The sequence below is a fragment of the Lysobacter sp. genome, from assembly GCF_035655815.1.
In the GTDB taxonomy this organism is placed as follows: Bacteria; Pseudomonadota; Gammaproteobacteria; order Xanthomonadales; family Xanthomonadaceae; genus Lysobacter_J.
Window position 1 is genome coordinate 1 of sequence record NZ_DASRTS010000011.1, and the last position, 17,232, is coordinate 17,232.

Consider the following 17,232-nt stretch of genomic DNA (forward strand, 5'->3'; position numbering starts at 1 on the left):
ACAAGTTGATGTTGGTGGTGTTCTCGATCGGGGACTCCACGTTGGTGTCCTCGATGAAGTCGCCCAGATGGGAATCCTCGTCGTCACCGATCGGGGTTTCCATCGAGATCGGCTCCTTGGCGATCTTCATCACCTTGCGGATCTTGTCTTCCGGCATGTCCATTTCCTTGGCCAGCTCCTCCGGCGTGGCCTCGCGGCCGTACTGCTGGAGCATCTGGCGGGAAATGCGGTTCAACTTGTTGATCGTCTCGATCATGTGCACCGGGATACGGATGGTGCGCGCCTGGTCGGCGATCGAGCGGGTGATCGCCTGGCGGATCCACCAGGTGGCGTAGGTCGAGAACTTGTAGCCGCGGCGGTATTCGAACTTGTCCACCGCCTTCATCAGGCCGATGTTGCCTTCCTGGATCAGGTCCAGGAACTGCAGGCCGCGGTTGGTGTACTTCTTGGCAATCGAGATCACCAGGCGCAGGTTGGCCTCGACCATTTCCTTCTTGGCCTTGCGCGCCTTGGCTTCGCCGTAGGCCATCTGACGGGAGATGTCCTTGATGTCGGCCAGCGCCAGGTAGGAGGTCTTCTCCAGCGCGATGGTCGCTTCCTGCTCGGCGATGATCTGGTCCTTCACCTCGCGCAGGCCGGACGACCACTTCTGCTTGCGCTTGAGCAGCTCGTCCACCCACTCCAGGTTGGTCTGGTTGCCTTCCCAGGCGCGGATGAAGTCCTTGCGCGGCATCTTGGCCACGCGCGTGGACAGATCGAGGATGCGGCGCTCGTGGTCCTTGATCTGGTTGACCACGTCGCGCAGGTTCTTCACCAGCACGTCGGTCAGCGGCAGCGGCAGCTTGAAGGTGACGAACACCGCGGCCATGTCCTCGCGCAGCTTGAGCACGCTCTTGTGCGCGGGGCCGTGCTTGGCGTACGCCTTGAGGAATTTCTGGTAGTTGTCGGCCAGCGATTCCATGCGCGCGGCGACTTCGACCGGATCCGGACCGGTCACCACCTCTTCGGTCTCGCCCTCGGCGACGTCTTCCTCGTCCTCGTCGGCCTCGGCATCGGTGTCCACGGCCTCGACGACCGGAGCCGGCGGCTCGGGCGTTTCGTCCAGGTGGTCGTTGAAGCCGACGATGATCTCGGCCAGACGCTTCTTGCCGGCCTTGTGCTGCTCGTAGTCCTCGAGGATCGAGGCGATCGTCGCTGGGAACACGCCCAGCGATGCCTGCACCTGACCCAGGCCTTCCTCGATGCGCTTGGCGATGGCGATTTCGCCTTCGCGGGTGAGCAGTTCGACCGTGCCCATTTCGCGCATGTACATGCGCACCGGGTCGGTGGTGCGGCCACCCTCGCCGTCCAGCGCGGTCAGCGCGGCGGCGGCTTCTTCGGCGGCGGTGTCGTCGACTTCACGGTTGCCCGTGCCGCCGTCGGCGAGCAGCAGGGTTTCGGCATCGGGGGCCACTTCGTGGACCTCGATGCCCATGCCGTTGATCATGCCGATGATGTCTTCGATCTGCTCGGCATCGACCAGGTCGTCGGGCAGGTGATCGTTGACCTCGGCATAGGTCAGGTAGCCCTGCTCCAGGCCCTTGCTGATCAACTGCTTGATATCGGAGGAGGGGGGCTGACGTTCGTTGGCCATGGGCTGCGCCACCGCGCTAGTGAGAGGATGGGGAACGTTCCAGTATAACAGGCCAGCCCGGTCGGGACGGCGCTTCAGGACCGCAGGAGGAAGGTGACCGGGCCGTCGTTGACCAGGCTGATCACCATATGGGCGCCGAACCGCCCCGTTTCCACCCCCCCGGCGTGCCTTTGTCTGCAGGTTTCGACCAGACGGCTGAACAATGGTTCAGCCAGTTGCGGTGCCGCGGCGGTGCTGAAGCCCGGGCGCATGCCACTGCTGGTGTCGGCCGCCAGGGTGAACTGGCTGACCAGCAGCAACCCGCCCCCGGTGTCGGCGAGGCTGCGGTTCATGCGTCCGGCCTCGTCGGCAAATACACGGTATCCGAGCAGCCGGTCGGCCATGCGCGCGATCTGCGGCCCGCCGTCCTCCGGTTCAACCCCCACCAACGCGAGCAGTCCGGGACCGATGGCGCCGACGGTTTCCCCTTCCACCACGACGCTGGCCTGGGTGACACGCTGGATAAGGGCGAGCATGCGGAGCCTTCGTACGACCGGAGCGCCGATGCTGTCGGGCGCGCCCGGGCGGGTCAACCTCGCCCGGTAGACTGGTGCGGATGAACCGGATCGCCGCGCGCCTGCTGTACGCCCTCGCCTCCCTGGTCGGCCGCCTGCCGTGGCCGTGGCTGTTGCGCCTGGGCGACCTGCTCGCGTCCTGGTGGCGCTGGCGCGACGTGCGCGAGAGCCGGGTGGTGCGGATCAACCTGGAACTGGCCTACCCCGAGCTTCTGCCCTCGGAGCGCGACGCGCTGCACGCGGCGATCCTCAGGACGACCGCGCGCCAGGTGCTGGAGACCGTCCGTCTGTGGACCCGCCCGCACGCCGAGAACCTGGCGCTGCTGCGCGAGCAGCACGGCACGGAACTGATGGACCAGGCGATCGCCGCCGGCAAGGGGGTGATCATCGCCGCCCCGCACCACGGCAACTGGGAGCTGCTCAACCAGTGGCTGGCCTGGCGCACGCCGCTGGCGATCTTGTACCGGCCGCCCGAATCGGCCGTGGTCGAGGCCTTCCTCAACCTGGTGCGCGCCGACCACGAGCAGCCGGGCGAAGCCGAGCGCGTGACCCAGGTGCGCGCGGAGGGGCCGGCCATCCGGCAGTTGTTCAAGCGCCTCAACGACGGCGGCGTGGTCGGCATCCTTCCCGACCAGCAACCAAAGGCGGGCGACGGCGAATTCGCGCCGTTCTTCGGCGTGCAGGCCTTGACCATGACGCTGCTGGGCCGATTGGCCTCGCGCACCGGCGCTGCGGTGCTGTTCGCCTGGTGCGAGCGCGTGGACACGCACGCCGACCATCCCGGCTTCGCGCTGCACATCCAGGCCGCGCCCGCAGCGGTGTCCGACCCCGATCCGAAAGTGGCGGTGGCCGCACTCAACGAAGCGGTGGAGGGCATCGCGCGCCGCGACCCCGCCCAATACCAGTGGACCTACAAACGCTATACGCTGCGGCCGCCGGGTTCGGGGGAAGAGAACCCGTACTGGAATCGCTAGCGGCCGCGCACGAACTGGCCTTGAGGACGGTCCGCTGCGCATCGACCAGCGCCATACCATTCCACGCGAGACCGGGTGCAGCCGTACAACGTCTTCGAGATGAGTGAATGAACGACTCCACCCTCGCAGCACCGATCGCCGACGGTCTGGCCGATGCCGACTGGCACCCGTTGCCGGCGCGCGCCCGGCTGCTGTGCGTGCTGGGCGCGACGCTGCCGTTCGTGTTCGCCTGCGCGGTGCCGGGCTTCGTGCTGTCGCGAATGCTGGATACGTGGCTGATCGTGCCGGCGCTGCTGGCGGTCGCGCTGGTGCTGGGCGCGTGGATCGGCGGCAAGCAATACCGCTACACGTACTGGAAGCTGGATGCCGACGGCCTGGCGATCCGGCGCGGCCGACTGTGGCAGCGCGAGACCCGCGTGCCCGCCACGCGTGTGCAACACCTCGACCTCAAGCGCGGACCGCTGCAACGGCAGCGCCGTCTGGCAACGCTCGTGGTGCACACCGCGGGCACGCGCCATAGCGCCGTGACCGTGCCGCACCTGGACGAAGGCGACGCCGAGCGCCTGCGCGACCGGCTGGGCCGGCAGATCGATCACGATGACGACGCCTGAGCCCTTGCCGCCGGGCGTGCCGCCCGCGTCGCCCGCAGATGCCACTGCAGCCGAACGCCGCCTGCATCCGATGTCGTGGCTGTTCGTGCTGCTGCAGCAGCTCAAGCAGTTCATCCTGCCGCTGTTCGTGCTGGTGGTGTTCGGCCGCGGCGATCGTGATGAGCTCTGGCCGCTGATCGGCGTCGGCGCGCTGGTGCTGCTGTCGCTGTGGCAGTACTTCACCTATCGCTACGGCGTGGCCGGCGACCACCTGGTGGTGCGCAGCGGCCTGCTCGAACGCAGCCTGCGGGTGATTCCGTTCGCGCGCATCCACAACGTCGCGCTGCAGCAGTCGATGCTGCACCGGCTGTTCGGCGTGGCCGAGGTGCGCCTGGAGTCGGCCGGCGGCCGCAAGCCCGAGGCGGAAATGCGCGTGTTGCGTCTGGACGATGCACTGGCGCTGGAAGCGCTGGTGCGTCGCCGCGGTGCTGCAGCAGTCGCGGGAGAAACCTCCACCGAGCCCGCGGGCACCACGCTGCTCGCGATGCCGCTCGGCGAGGTGCTGCGGCTCGGACTGGTGTCCAACCGCGGCATGATCGTGGTCGGCGCTGCCGCTGCGGCCGTGTCGCAGGCCAGTCCGCGCGTGCTGCCGAACACGTTCGAAGTAGTGAGCAAATGGATGTTCGGCTACGCCGGCTCGCATGACTTCGGCGTCATTCACTACGTCGCCGCCGGGCTCACGCTCGTCGCATTGGTGGTCGCGGCGCTGCGGCTGTTCTCGATCCTGTTGGCGCTGCTGCAGTATTACGGCTTCCACCTGAGCGAGATCGGCCGGCGCCTCACCGTGGAACGCGGCCTGCTCGCACGTTGGCGCACCAGCGCGTCGCGGCGCCGGATCCAGGCCTGGACGCTGCGCGAAGGCGTGCTGCATCGCTGGCTGAAGCGCCGCAGCCTGGAAATCGACACCGCGGTGGCCGAAGACGGCCAGCAGCAGCGCGCATTGCGCGAGCTGGCGCCGATCGCCACGCCGCAGGCCTGCGACGAACTCATCACCCACCTGCTGCCGCGCGCGGGCTGGCCGCAGCTGCAGTGGCAACCGTTGCCGGCGTCGAGCTGGTGGCGCTTGTTCCTGCCGTCGCTGCCGCTGGTGGCCATCGCGACGGTGGCTCTGTCGTGGCGTTTCGGCGCGTGGGGGCTGCTGGCACTGGCCTGGCTGCCATGGGCCGCGTTCAAGGCGCGCCGCCGTGCCCTGCGCGCGGCGTATGCCACCAGCGACGAACTCATCGCCGTGCGCGAAGGCTGGTGGACCCGCCACTGGCGTTTCGCCGAACTCGACAAGCTGCAGGCCCTGCACCTGACACGCTCGCCCATCGACCGCCGCTGCGGCACCGCGACGCTGTGGCTGGACACGGCCGGCGCGGGAGCCATGTCGCCGCCCTTGCGGGTGCGTTTCCTGCCGGTGGCGGAGGCGCGGGCGTTGTACGAAACCTTGTCGCGCGCGCTGGCGAAGCGGCCGCTGCGCTGGTGATCACGTTCGGCTACGGACCCCAGTAGCCCAGTTGTTGGCGAATCTGTAGCCGCCGCAGCCACGTCGACAGCGGCTTGCGACGCAGCCGGCCCAGTTCGCCACCCAGCAGCGCTTCCGTCGCGGCAAGCACGCGTTCGGATGAGCGGCCGTCGCGATACGGATGGATTGCGTCGGCGTATGCCGTCAGCGCCTGCTGCAGCTCCAGCGTGGGCGCAAACGCACGTTCCAGCATTGCCGGCAACAGGCTGGGATCGTCGAAATCCAGCATGTGCGGCTTCGGCGCGCGATTGCGGAACGTCACCACCGGCTTGCGCTGCACAACGAACTCCGACACTACCGATGTGGTGTCGGCCAGCAGCACGTCGGCCGCGCGTTGCGCGGTCACCAGTTGTTCGGTCTCGAAGAATGTCGCGTTGGGCCCCACGAGCGACCGATAGCGCTGGAACAGCTCCGGCGGACACTTGGGATGCAGGGTCAGCAGCCAGTAGCGGTCGCCGCGGGCAACCTCCGCAGCGATGACGTCGAGCAGGTGCGGGGCCGCGCTCAGCCGTTCGGTGAACGTCGACGCGAACATCACCACCGGGCGCGTTCCGGCTGGCGCGCGCATGTGCGCCGCGGCACCGCCATCGTCCCGGAACAACGGGTCGAGCTTCGGCCAGCCGGTCTCGACCACTGCGAAATGCCCTGCCTGCGCCGCGAGCGCCTGGAAGGGCGCGGTGGTCGCCGGGCCCTGCGTGCAGTACAGGTCGAACAGCCCGCGTACGCGGAAGTGACCGCGCTGATCGGAGCGCTTTTCCACGTTGAAACCGTGGAAGAGCTGGACCTTGGCGCCCGTGACGAAGGTGGGCACCCAGTTCGCGGCGCTGAAGACCGCACGGGGCCTCAGCGCGACCGCCTCGCGCAGGCCTATCATGCGCACCGGCGGCGGCAGCGCGGCACCGGCCGCGCCGTCCACGAACCAGGCGTGCACGCCGTGTCCGGCCGCTTGCAGCGCCTGCGCCAGCGGCTGCAGGATGGGCAGTGCATAGCGCTCGCTCGCGAACAACAGGTAGTCGGCCATCAACGCTTCCTCGAATCCATCGATGCACGAAACGCCGGCGGCGCCGTCGCGGCAGGCGGATGCACGCGCGGTGCCCGTCTCGGCCTGCATTATCGCGTTCAACGAAGCCGACCGCATCGGCGACTGCATCGCCTCGCTGGCGTTCTGCGACGAGGTGGTTGTGGTGGATTCGCATTCGACCGACGCCACGGCGGACATCGCGGCGGGGCTGGGCGCGCGCGTCATCCAGCGCCCGTTCGATGGATTCCGCAGCCAGAAGCAGTTCGCGGTGGAGCAGGCCGCGCACGACTGGGTACTGTGCCTGGACGCGGACGAGCGCGTAGGCGACGCATTGCGCACCTCGATCGAGGCCGCGCGAGCCGGCGGATTTGCCGACGCTGCGGGCTATCGCTTCGCGCGCCTGAGCGAGTACTTCGGGCGCTTCCTGCGTCACGGCAACGCGTATCCGGATCGCGTGCTGCGCCTGTTCGATCGCCGCCGCGGTGGGTGGCGCGGCAAGCGGGAAGTGCACGAGGCGGCGAGCGTCGATGGTCCCGTGCGCACGCTGGCAGGCGACCTGATCCACTACCCGTACCGTTCGCTGGAGCAGCAGCTCGTCAAGACGCAGCGCTACGCGCGCATGATGGCCGAGCACGACTACGCACGCGGCAAGCGCGCCACGCCGGGCAAGCTGGTGCTGTCGCCGGCCTGGCGGTTCTGGCGCGGCTACGTGCTGCGCGGCGGCTTCCTCGACGGCTGGCACGGGCTCGTCTACGCCTACGTCCGCGCCAACTACGTACGCCAGAAGACCATCATGTTGTGGATGCTGCAGAACGGCCAACCGGTCACGACACCCGAACCGGGAGCCGAGCGATGAGCGGCCAGCCCCTGCGCCCCAGCGTGGTCATCACCACGTACAACTGGCCGCAGGCGCTGGAACTGGCGCTGGAGGCGCTCGCGCGCCAGGACAGGCTGCCGCACGAAGTGGTCGTCGCGGACGACGGCTCGCGCGAGGACACGCGCGCGATGCTGGAGCGCGTCGCGACGGACTACCCGGTGCCGCTGCGCCACAGTTGGGTGGAGGACAAGGGCTTCCGCGTATCGCTGGCGCGCAATCGTGCGATCGCGGCGACGTCGGGCGACTACGTGCTGCTGCTGGACGGCGACATGGTCGCGCATCCGCGCTTCGTCGCCGACCACGTCTGGGCGGCCAAGCCCGGCACGTTCGTGCAGGGCATGCGCGTGCTGACCGACGAGGAAGGCCGCGAGCGGCTGCTCTCGCACGAGACGGATCAACTCGGCTTCTTCGACCGCGGCCTCACGCGTCGCCGCCATACGTTGCGCATTCCGCCGCTCGCCGCGCTGTCGCTGCGCACGACAGAAGGCCAGAGCGGTAACGCGATCAAGACCTGCAACCAGGGCTGGTGGCGCTCGGATTTGGTGAAGCTCAACGGCTTCGACGAGCGTTTCGAAGGCTGGGGCCGCGAGGACAAGGACCTGGCCGTGCGCGCATTCCACGCCGGTCTGAAGCGCCGGTCGCTGCGCTTTGCCGGGCTGGCGACCCACCTCTACCACCAGGAGCGCCACGAAGAGGGTGCCAGCCCGAATGACGGACTGCTCGCCGACACCCGCGCCACCGGCCGCGTGCGCAGCCCGCTCGGCCTGGATCGCCACATCGCCGAATTCGCCGAGCATCCGTTGCCGGATCTGCGCGAGGTTGGCTAGCGTTTCTTTTTGACGCAGATGGACGCAGAGAACGCAGATAACGCCAAAAGGCGAATCAAGCGGCGGTGCGTTGTAGGGCTGGCCAGCAACCATCGCATTCGACGATTGTTCTCCTACAAGTTTTTCGCTTTATCCGCGTTCTCTGCGTCGATCCGCGTCGAAACGAATTCACCGGCAGCCAGACGCCGCCTCACCCGGCACCAGCGTCCAGCCGCGGCGGTTCGCGTTACCCAGGTGCTGCGTGCGCGCGACGTCGACGCATTCGGCCAGTGCGACGTCCTGCACCAGCAGCCAGCGCGTCTGCGGCGACTGCGCCTGCCACGCCAGGCCGCGACGCATCTGTTCCTTGAAGTCGACCTTGAAGCCGAACTCGGCGACCTTGCGGTCGGCCATCAGCAGGTTCTGTTCACGCCAGGCGACCAGGCCAAGTTCGGCGTCCGGGCCGATGCGGCGGCCGACTTCGGTCATCAGTCCGCGCGCGGATGACGAGTCGTTGAGCAGCGGCGCCAGCACCAGGCCGAATACCACCCACAGCCCCGACAGCGTGGCGATCATCGCCGCGAACGGACGTCGTCGCCCCGCCCAGAGCAGGCAGCCGATGCCGAACGCGCCAATGGCCGCGATGGCGGCCGCCAACGTGCGCGATTCGTCCTGCAGCGAACGTTCGGCAACGAAGCGGCGCTCGAAACCCGGATCGCCGAACCATATCGCCAAGCCGCCCGCCAGCAGCGCCACCGCGAAGAGCGCGGTGAAGCCCCACGCCACGCGACGCACGGCGAGCTTGCGCATCAGGCCCGGCAGCAGCGGGCCGAGCGCCAGCGCCATCATCGGCAGCGCGGGCAGGATGTACATGTCGCGCTTGCCGTTGGGAATGGTGAAGAACACGATCACCAGCGCCCACCACGCCAGCGGCAGCAGGTAACGCGGATCGCGTCGGCACAGGCGGCGGCGCCATGCCGGAATCGCCCATGGCAGCGCCAGGATCGTCGGCAGCCACATCGTGGCCATCACTTCGAGGAAGTACCAGAACGGCTGGCCGTGATCCCACGAGTTCCCGTAACGCTTGGCCGTCTGTCGCACCAGGATGTCGTCCACGTAGGCGCGGTACTCCGGACTCGCATTGCCGATGGCGGCGACCAGCATCGGCACCAGCCACACGCAGGCCGCGAGCACGAACGCGAGCGGCCCCAGCCAGAATTTCGCGCTGCGCACGTGGACCTTCACGTCCCAGCCGCGCAGCGACGCGATGCCCGCAGGCAGCAGCATCAGCAGCGCGATGGCACCCACGCCCTTGCTGATCGTGCCCAGCGCGGCCGCGGCCCAGCCGAGCATCCACATCGTCCAGTCGGGCCCGCGATTGCGCGCCACCTGCAGCACGTGGCGCAGCAGTCCGTAGTTGGCCAGCGTGATCCAGAACACCACCAGCGGATCGATCTGCGCCTTCTTGGCCTGCCAGGTGAACTGCAGCGCGAACAGCAGCGCGTAGCCGGCATACACGCCGACGCGGCGCGTCCACAGCCGCGTGCCCAAGTCCACCACGCACCACAGCGTGCCCAGCGCTGCCAGCAACGACGGCAGCAGGAAGGCGATGCGCCAGTTGCCCAACAGCGAGTAGAAGATCGCCTGCAGCCACATGAACAACGGCGGCTTGTCCGAATACAACTCGTGGCCGCGATGCGGGAACAACCAGTCGCCGCTCTCGACCATCTGTTTGGCGACAAGGGTGAAGCGCGGCTCGTCGGCGGGCCATGGATCGCGCAGGCCAATGCCTGCGCCGAGCACCAGCACGGCAATGATCCAGAACACCCAGGTGTCGCGGCGCGCGGTACTGGTTGGGGCGGAGGTCGGCATGGCTGCGGATGATAAGCGCGGCCTGCTTCAGCGGAGTTGGAAACCCGTTACGCCGGCCGTTTGCGCAGTCGTGCGTAGTAGAAGCCGTCGTAACCGCGTTCGCCGGACAAGCGTTGACGACCGGGGCCGGCCGCACGACCGTAGCGCTCATCGAGCGACTCGGCCTGCGCATCCGGAGTGCGCGCGAGAAACGCATCGACCTGCGCTTCGTTCTCTGCCTTCAGGATCGAGCACGTCGCGTACAGCAGCACGCCGCCGGGTGCGACGGTGGTCCACAGCGCGTCGAGCAGGCGCGCCTGCGTGGCGCCCAATGCATCCAAGTCGGAGGCGCGGCGATGCAACAGCACGTCGGGCTGGCGACGCACGATGCCGGTCGCCGAGCACGGCGCGTCCAGCAGCACCGCATCGAATGGCACGCCGTCCCACCACGCCGCGGTATCCGCCGCATCCGCCGCGATCAGCCGCGCGGCATCGTGCAGGCCGAGGCGCTGCAGGTTGCCGCGCACGCGCTGCAGGCGTTGCGCATCGATGTCGACGGCGGTGAGCTGCAGCGATGGGTCGCGTTCGAGCAGGTGCGCGGCCTTGCCGCCCGGCGCGACGCAGGCGTCGAGCACGCGTGCACCGTGGGCTGGCGCCAGCGCATCGGCGACGAGTTGCGCGGAGGCATCCTGGATCGACACGACACCGTCGTCGAAGCCGGGCAACGCGGCCACCGGAACCGGCGCGTCCAGGCGCAGGGCGTCGGACGCGGCATCGTCGGTCTGCGCGTGCAGTCCGGCCTGTGCCAACTGGTCGCGATACGCCTCGGGCGCGGTCATCCGACGATTCACGCGCAACCACATCGGCGGCTCGGCGGCGCTGGCCTGGAACACGGCCTCTTCGTCCTGCGGCCAGTCGGCGACGACACGCTCACGCAGCCAGCGTGGCCAGTGCGCACGAACGTCGGCCTTGGCAATGCCTTCGCGCTGCGCGCGGCGCAGCAACGCGTTGACGAGCCCGGCCTGGTGGTTGCGCTTCATCGAGCGCGCGGCATCGACCGTCGCCGCGAGGGCGGCATGCGCCGGCAAGGCCAGCGGATCGAGTTGCGCCAGCCCAACATACAACAGTGCCTTCAGCTCGTTGTCGCGTCGCGGCAGCGGCTTGGGCATCCACGCCGAGAGAGCGGCCTCGAAGCGCGCCGGCTCGCGCAGCACCGCAAAGCACATCGCCTCGACCAGCGCGCGATCGCGCGGATCGGCGAGCGCCGGAAGCGCCTGCGCGAGTTCGGCCTTGAGCGAGCGGCCCTGGTGCAGCACCGCGTCGACGACGCGGGCGGCGATCACGCGGGGTTGTACGCCGGGGGAAGGCTTCATGCGTGCTCCAGCGACAGTTCGCGGAATTTCGGCGCGGGCGACGGCTCATCCATAGCGCAGCGACGCGTACGGACGCGTCAGCGGACGAGGTCGCGACGCGCGTTGAGGTAGTCGGCGGCGGTGATGGCCTTGCCGCCTTCGCGCTGCAGCACGCGGATGCGCAGCACGCCGTCACCGCAGGCCACGTCCAGTCCGTCGCGCGAGGCGCGCAGCAGGGTGCCGGGTTCAGCGCCATGCGCCTCGTCCAGGGCGATGGCACCGTGCAAGCGCAGGCGCTCGCCGGCGAGCATCGCTTCGGCCATCGGCCAGGGATTGAACGCCCGCACCTTGTTCGCCAGCGTGCGCGCCGGCTGCGTCCAGTCCAGACGCGCTTCGCTCTTGTCCAGCTTGTGCGCGTAGGTGACGCCCTCTTCCGGCTGCGGCTGCGGCACCGGACGCAGGCTCGCGCGCAACAGGCCCAGCCCGTCCGACAGCACCTGCGCGCCGAGCTGCGACAGGCGGTCGTGCAGCTGCCCGCCGGTTTCGTGCTCGCCGATGGGCGTGGACTGCGACAGCAGTACCGGACCGGTATCCAGCCCCCTCTCCATCTGCATCAGGCATACGCCACTGTGGGTGTCGCCGGCCTCGATGGCACGCTGGATCGGCGCGGCACCGCGCCAGCGCGGCAGCAGCGAGGCGTGCACGTTCCAGCAGCCGTAGGTGGGGATGTCCAGCACCGACTGCGGCAGGATCAGACCGTAGGCCACCACGATCATCAGGTCCGGCTCCAGCGCGCGCAGCGCATCCTTCGAGATCGCGCTTTTGAAGTTTTCCGGCTGCAGCACCGGGATGCCGCGCAACAGCGCCTCGCGCTTCACGGGCGAAGGCGTGAGCTCACGACCACGCCCGGCCGGACGGTCCGGCTGCGTGTACACCGCCACCACCTCGTTGCGCTGCGCGGCCGCGCGCAGGCACGGAACGGCGAAGTCGGGGGTGCCGGCGAAGACTAGGCGCATGCGGAGTCCAGGAACGAGGGAAGGTCAAACGGCAAGGGGGACACGGCGCTGGCGCGTTAGATACAGCGCAGGTCGTCAGGCGTTACGACGATGGCAGCCTGCGGAAAGCAATGAAGCGGGAAACGACTGTTCCCCGCCCGCCACATACGCTTCCGCTGGCGAAACGTCAGGCTGCGGCCTGGCGACGCTGCTTGGCCAGCTTCTTGCGCACCATCTCGCGCTTGAGCGGCGAGAGGTAGTCGACGAACAGCTTGCCGGCCAGGTGGTCCATCTCGTGCTGGATGCACACCGCCAGCAGGCCGTCGGCATCGAGCGCCTGTTCCTGCGCGTTGCGGTCCAGGAACTTCACGGTGATCTGGTTGGCGCGGGTGACGTCGGCGAAGATGCCGGGCACCGAGAGGCAGCCCTCCTGGTACACCTGCTCGCCATCGCGCGCGACGATCTCCGGATTGATGAAGACCAGCGGCTGGTTCTTCTCCTCGGTGACGTCGATGACCATGAAGCGCTGGTGCACGTCCACCTGGCTGGCCGCCAGACCGATGCCCGGCGCCTCGTACATGGTCTCGAACATGTCGTCGAGCAGCGTCTGGAATTCGGCGCTGGTCACACGCGCGGGATCGACCGGCGCGGCGACGGTGCGCAGGCGCGGATCGGGGAATTCGAGGATGGGAAGCAGGGTCATGGCGTCGAAATGGGGGCGTGTGTCACAACCACAAGAAGTAGCGTGATTGTAACCCCGTTATCGTCTGCCAACGCTTGCAACCCCGCGGTTCTTCTGGGCTATAGTGCCGCGGGGCCCCGCTCTCACACGAGCGTGCTGGGAAGCTGCCGGGGGCAGCGTCAGGGGCGGTAAGGGGATTGCCAGATGGGCATCATGTTCAAACCGTTGCGCACGGTGATGGCCGCTGCGCTGCTCACCATCGCCACCTACGGCGTCGCCGCGGAAATCGCGGGCGGACATCCGGACACCTACGTGGTGAAGAAGGGCGACACCCTCTGGGACATCGCCGGCCGCTTCCTGAAGAAGCCGTGGCTGTGGCCGGAGATCTGGCAGGCCAACCCGCAGGTCAAGAATCCCCATCTCATCTACCCGGGCGACGTGCTGTCGCTGGCCTACCTCGACCGCGTCGCGGTGCAGGAAGGCCCGCGCCAGGAAGCGCCGATCAACGCCATCCCGCTGTCCGACGTCGAGGCCTTCCTGAAGGACCTGCGCGTCGTCGACGAGTTCGAGAGCCTGCCGTACGTGGTCGGCCTGGAAGAAGACCGCCTGCGCAGCAGCCTGAACCAGGTCGCCTACATCAAGGGCCTGCCGGACGCGCAGCCCGGCCAGCGCTACATGGTGGTGCGCCCGACCCAGCGTTACGTCAGCATCGATCCGGACCGCTGCTGCGAGAACTCCGGTCGCCGCGCGCAGTCGCTGGATTTCCAGGGCAAGCGTCTGTGGGGCACCGAGTCGCTGTGGGCCTACCAGATCCCGCCGAGCGGCGGCGACTTCCTGGGCTACGAGCTGACCAAGATGACCACCGGCACGATCAGCCGCGGCATCGTCGGCGATGCCGAAGCCGCCACGTTCGTCATTGACGGTATCGGCACGGAAGTGCGCGTCGGCGACCGCCTGATCCCCGTCGAGGCGCAGCCGTACGACCTGCAGTTCATGCCGCACGCGCCGAACCAGGAGATCCCGGTCGAGAAGGCGCGCATCATCGCCGTCACCGACATGGTCACCACCGGCGGCACCCGCGACGTGGTCGCGCTGTCGGTCGGCTCGCTGGACGGCGTGGACAACGGCACGGTGTTCTCGACCTGGCGCCAGGGCAGCGTCGAAGTGGACCGCGTGGTCGGCAATGCGGACCGCAGCCCGGATGCGTTCAGCCGCGGCAGCAAGGTCAAGATGCCGGACGAGTTCGCCAGCCACGTCATGGTGTTCCGCACCTTCGACAAGGTCAGCTACGCGCTGGTCATGGACGGCATCCGTCCGACCCGCCTGGGCTATCGCCTGAAGCACCCGGACGCGACCAACTAAGGACCCGCGCCGGCACGTTCCGGACGATTCCTACCGATGCATCCGACGGCGCCCCAGGGCGCCGTCGGTGTTTTGGGGCTAGCGTGGCGCGATGCAGACGACCTCTACCGAAGACACCCTTGCCCTGCTCCGCCTGGTCGCCGCCCGCGGCGCCAGCGACGTTCGCCGCGACCTCCTCGACCAGCACGGCAGTGCCGCCGTCGCGCTGGATGCCGGACCGGGCGCGTGGCGCAATGCCGGCCTGTCGCCGGAACAGATCGCGTCGTTGACGGACACCCATGCCGTGCCGGCGCGCGCGCTGGCCTGGCTGGAGTCGCCGGGGAGCCACCTGATCGGCTGGCACGACCCGGACTATCCGCCCCCGCTCAGGCGCGGCCCGAATCCACCGCTCGCGCTGTTCGTCGCAGGCGATCCGACCCGGCTATGGCATCCGTCCGTGGCCGTGGTCGGGAGCCGTTCGCCCACGCCCGCCGGCCGCGAGAACGCCCGCGACTTCGCCCGCGCGCTGGCCGCGTCCGGGCTGGGCGTGGTCAGCGGCCTGGCTGCAGGCGTGGACAGCGCCGCGCACCACGCCGCGCTGGATTGCGGTGGCCTGACGGTGGCCGTGCTCGGTACCGGGGTCGACGTGCCGTATCCCCGCAGCAATGCCGCCCTGCACGCCCGTATCGCCGAGGCCGGCGCGGTGGTCAGCGAATATCTGCCCGGCACGGGGCCGGCGCAGTTCCACTTCCCGGCGCGCAACCGGATCATCGCCGGCCTGTCGCTGGGCACGCTGGTGATCGAGGCCGCCGAACGTTCCGGCGCGCTCATCACCGCCCGGCTGGCGACCGAAGCGGCCCGCGAGGTGTTCGCGGTGCCGGGTTCGATCCACAACCCGCTGGCCCGCGGCTGCCACCGGCTGATCCGCGACGGCGCCGGGCTGGTGGAGTCGGCAGCGGAGGTGATCGCCGCGCTGGCGCCGCAGGCGGCGCTCCTGGCCGGGGACTTGCGCAGTCGCCTGCAGGCCCCCATCCAGGAGTCTCGCCGGCCTGTGGACGAGGCCGCCCACGGTTCAGGACGGGACGATCCCGACTACCAGAACTTGTGGAACGCCCTCGGCCACGACCCAAGCGCTATGGATCAACTGGTGGAGCGGACCGGATTGACGGCCGCGGCAGTGTCCTCCATGCTGCTGCTCATGGAGCTTGATGGCCGTGTAATTTCGCAGCACGGCCGGTACTTCCGCAGTCGCTGAAGGCTCCCGTTCAGGGTAACCGGACGCATCGGCGGGCCACCCGCAAGTTCTGCCCACCGCGCCGCGTGCGGCGCAGGCCGAGGGAAATGAAAGAAAGCATCCTGGACGTCCTGCTTTACCTCTTCGAGCACTACTTCACCGACGATGCGGACCTGGTCCGCGACCGGGATTCGCTCCGCAGCGGCCCCCTCTTCGACGAACTCGGCCAGGCAGGTTTCAGTCCCGCCGAGATCAACAAGGCGTTCGAATGGCTCGACGCGCTGGCCCAGCAGAGGCCGAGCGCCGCGACGCCGCGCGCCAATGGTCCGGTGCGGGTGTTCTTCGGGCCGGAGCTGGACAAGCTGGACGTGGAATGCCGCGGCTTCCTGCTGTTCCTGGAGCAGCACGGCGTGCTCGACGCCGGCCAGCGCGAACTGGTGCTCGACCGTGCCATGGCGCTGGACCAGGACGAGATCGACCTGGACGACCTGAAATGGGTCGTGCTGATGGTGCTGTTCAACCAGCCGGGGTCGGAAGCGGCCTACGCGTGGATGGAAACGCAGATGTTCGAGGACGAGCCCGAACCGGTGCACTGAGCACCGCGGGTTGCACGACACGGGCGCGCCTGGGGAGGCGCGCCGGGCGCCGCCGACCGGCCGCCCGCCATGCAGACAGGGGAACGCGATGACCGACTGGTACTACCACCTTCCCGGCCAGGGCCGCGTCGGGCCGCTTGCGGCCGATGACGTGCGCGAGGCCTACCGCTCCGGCACGATCCGCCGCGACACGCTGGCCTGGCGCGCCGGTGCGCGTGAGTGGCAGCCGCTGGACCGCTTTTCCGAGGACCTGAGCCTGGACGGCCTGGCCGTCGAGCCACCGCCCGCGCCGGAGATGCTGCCGCCGGCTCCGCCGGTGTCGGGTTTCGAACCCGTTGAGCGCGCGCCGTCGGAGCGGGCTGCGTTCGAGCCTGCATCCAACGCCTCGCCGTACGCCTCCCCCTATGCGCCGCCGCGCGCGGTGCTGAACGAAGTGGACGCCGGCTATCGGCCCGCGGCCGCGGGCGAGGTGGTGTATGCCGGCTTCTGGAAGCGTTTCGCCGCGCTGATGATCGACGCCCTCGTGGTCACCATCGCCTACTACGTGGTGATCTTCGTCGGCGTGCTGGCGATGGGCATCAGTGCGGCGGCGGCCATGCAGGGCGGCGGCGGGGCCAATGCCGGCGCGATCGGCGCGGTGCTGGCCATCGTCTACCTGGCCTACCCGGTGATCAGCGGCCTGTACTACATCGGGTTCGAGTCGTCCTCCACGCAGGCGACGCTGGGCAAGATGGCGGTGGGCATCAAGGTCACCGATTCGCGCGGCGAACGGCTGGCCCGCGGCCACGCGCTGGGCCGCTGGGCCTCGCACCTGCTGTGCTACGTCACGTTCTACATCGGCTACCTGATGGCCGCGTTCACGGACCGCAAGCGCGGCCTGCACGACATGGCCGCCGGCACGCTGGTGGTCGACCGCTGGGCCTACACCGCGCATCCGGACCGCCAGCAGCGCGGGCTGGGCGTGGTTGCCATCGTTGTGCTGATCCTGGGCGGCCTGGCGATGGTCGTGTACATGGGCATCATCATGGCCATCGCCATCCCGGCCTATCAGGACTACGTGCGCCGCGCCGCCGGCGTGGGCTGAGATTCCAGCTGAATAGCCGGCTCCGCGGGCGGGGCCGGCAGCGGGCTTCACGCCGCCGTGCTTGACAGCCGCGGC

Annotated in this window: 15 protein-coding genes and 1 pseudogene; 9 read left to right on the plus strand and 7 right to left on the minus strand. The window is 68.9% G+C overall.

The window, feature by feature from the left end; genetic code table 11:
* Positions 1-1,633, minus strand: a 1,633-nt coding sequence (gene rpoD, locus VFE83_RS01820; RefSeq protein WP_324903160.1) for an RNA polymerase sigma factor RpoD, incomplete at its 3' end; no start/stop codon positions are given.
* A gap of 74 nt (positions 1,634-1,707) precedes the next feature.
* Entirely contained in the window at positions 1,708-2,148 is a 441-nt protein-coding gene (gene dtd, locus VFE83_RS01825) for a D-aminoacyl-tRNA deacylase (protein WP_324903162.1), read from the minus strand.
* Between the two features lie 80 nt (positions 2,149-2,228).
* Here dtd and VFE83_RS01830 point away from each other — a divergent pair, with 80 nt between their 5' ends.
* From VFE83_RS01830 to VFE83_RS01840, 3 genes are all read left to right on the plus strand, one after another.
* On the plus strand, positions 2,229-3,161 hold the full coding sequence (locus VFE83_RS01830) for a lauroyl acyltransferase (protein ID WP_324903163.1): 933 nt from the start codon (positions 2,229-2,231) through the stop codon (positions 3,159-3,161).
* Positions 3,162-3,268: 107 nt separating this feature from the next.
* A complete protein-coding gene (locus VFE83_RS01835) occupies positions 3,269-3,772 on the plus strand; it encodes a PH domain-containing protein (protein WP_324903164.1) in 504 nt (167 codons plus the stop codon).
* 70 nt (positions 3,773-3,842) lie between these two features.
* Positions 3,843-5,279 carry a PH domain-containing protein gene (locus VFE83_RS01840; RefSeq protein WP_324903203.1) on the plus strand — a complete coding sequence of 479 codons (1,437 nt, stop codon included), beginning with the start codon at positions 3,843-3,845 and terminating at the stop codon, positions 5,277-5,279.
* A gap of 10 nt (positions 5,280-5,289) precedes the next feature.
* On the opposite strand, the gene VFE83_RS01845 is transcribed toward VFE83_RS01840, so the two are convergent.
* Positions 5,290-6,342: a CDP-glycerol glycerophosphotransferase family protein gene (locus VFE83_RS01845; protein WP_324903204.1), complete on the minus strand. Its 1,053-nt coding sequence runs from the start codon at positions 6,340-6,342 to the stop codon at positions 5,290-5,292.
* Positions 6,343-6,361: 19 nt separating this feature from the next.
* On the opposite strand from VFE83_RS01845, the gene VFE83_RS01850 reads away from it, so the two are divergent.
* Positions 6,362-7,195 carry a glycosyltransferase family 2 protein gene (locus VFE83_RS01850; protein ID WP_324903165.1) on the plus strand — a complete coding sequence of 278 codons (834 nt, stop codon included), beginning with the start codon at positions 6,362-6,364 and terminating at the stop codon, positions 7,193-7,195.
* A complete protein-coding gene (locus VFE83_RS01855) occupies positions 7,192-8,043 on the plus strand; it encodes a glycosyltransferase family 2 protein (protein ID WP_324903166.1) in 852 nt (283 codons plus the stop codon). The genes VFE83_RS01850 and VFE83_RS01855 overlap by 4 nt, the downstream gene beginning before the upstream one ends.
* Positions 8,044-8,220: 177 nt before the next feature.
* On the opposite strand, the pseudogene VFE83_RS01860 reads toward VFE83_RS01855, so the two are convergent.
* The 4 genes and pseudogenes from VFE83_RS01860 to def all read right to left on the minus strand — a co-directional run.
* Positions 8,221-9,894, minus strand: a pseudogene (locus VFE83_RS01860) (ArnT family glycosyltransferase); the annotation flags it as partial.
* Positions 9,895-9,941: 47 nt separating this feature from the next.
* Entirely contained in the window at positions 9,942-11,246 is a 1,305-nt protein-coding gene (gene rsmB / locus VFE83_RS01865) for a 16S rRNA (cytosine(967)-C(5))-methyltransferase RsmB (protein WP_324903168.1), read from the minus strand.
* Between the two features lie 77 nt (positions 11,247-11,323).
* Positions 11,324-12,241: a methionyl-tRNA formyltransferase gene (gene fmt / locus VFE83_RS01870; protein WP_324903170.1), complete on the minus strand. Its 918-nt coding sequence runs from the start codon at positions 12,239-12,241 to the stop codon at positions 11,324-11,326.
* A gap of 166 nt (positions 12,242-12,407) precedes the next feature.
* Positions 12,408-12,923, minus strand: coding sequence for a peptide deformylase (gene def / locus VFE83_RS01875; RefSeq protein WP_324903171.1), 516 nt, complete (start codon positions 12,921-12,923; stop codon positions 12,408-12,410).
* 192 nt (positions 12,924-13,115) lie between these two features.
* Here def and VFE83_RS01880 point away from each other — a divergent pair, with 192 nt between their 5' ends.
* From VFE83_RS01880 to VFE83_RS01895, 4 genes are all read left to right on the plus strand, one after another.
* The gene (locus VFE83_RS01880; RefSeq protein ID WP_324903172.1) at positions 13,116-14,264 is read left to right on the plus strand and encodes a LysM domain-containing protein; all 1,149 of its coding nucleotides are present in this window, start codon (positions 13,116-13,118) and stop codon (positions 14,262-14,264) included.
* Between the two features lie 91 nt (positions 14,265-14,355).
* Entirely contained in the window at positions 14,356-15,498 is a 1,143-nt protein-coding gene (dprA, locus tag VFE83_RS01885; protein WP_324903173.1) for a DNA-processing protein DprA, read from the plus strand.
* Positions 15,499-15,584: 86 nt separating this feature from the next.
* The gene (locus VFE83_RS01890; RefSeq protein WP_324903174.1) at positions 15,585-16,073 is read left to right on the plus strand and encodes a DUF494 family protein; all 489 of its coding nucleotides are present in this window, start codon (positions 15,585-15,587) and stop codon (positions 16,071-16,073) included.
* An 88-nt stretch (positions 16,074-16,161) separates the two neighbouring features.
* Entirely contained in the window at positions 16,162-17,157 is a 996-nt protein-coding gene (locus tag VFE83_RS01895; RefSeq protein WP_324903175.1) for an RDD family protein, read from the plus strand.
* Positions 17,158-17,232: the final 75 nt, after the last annotated feature.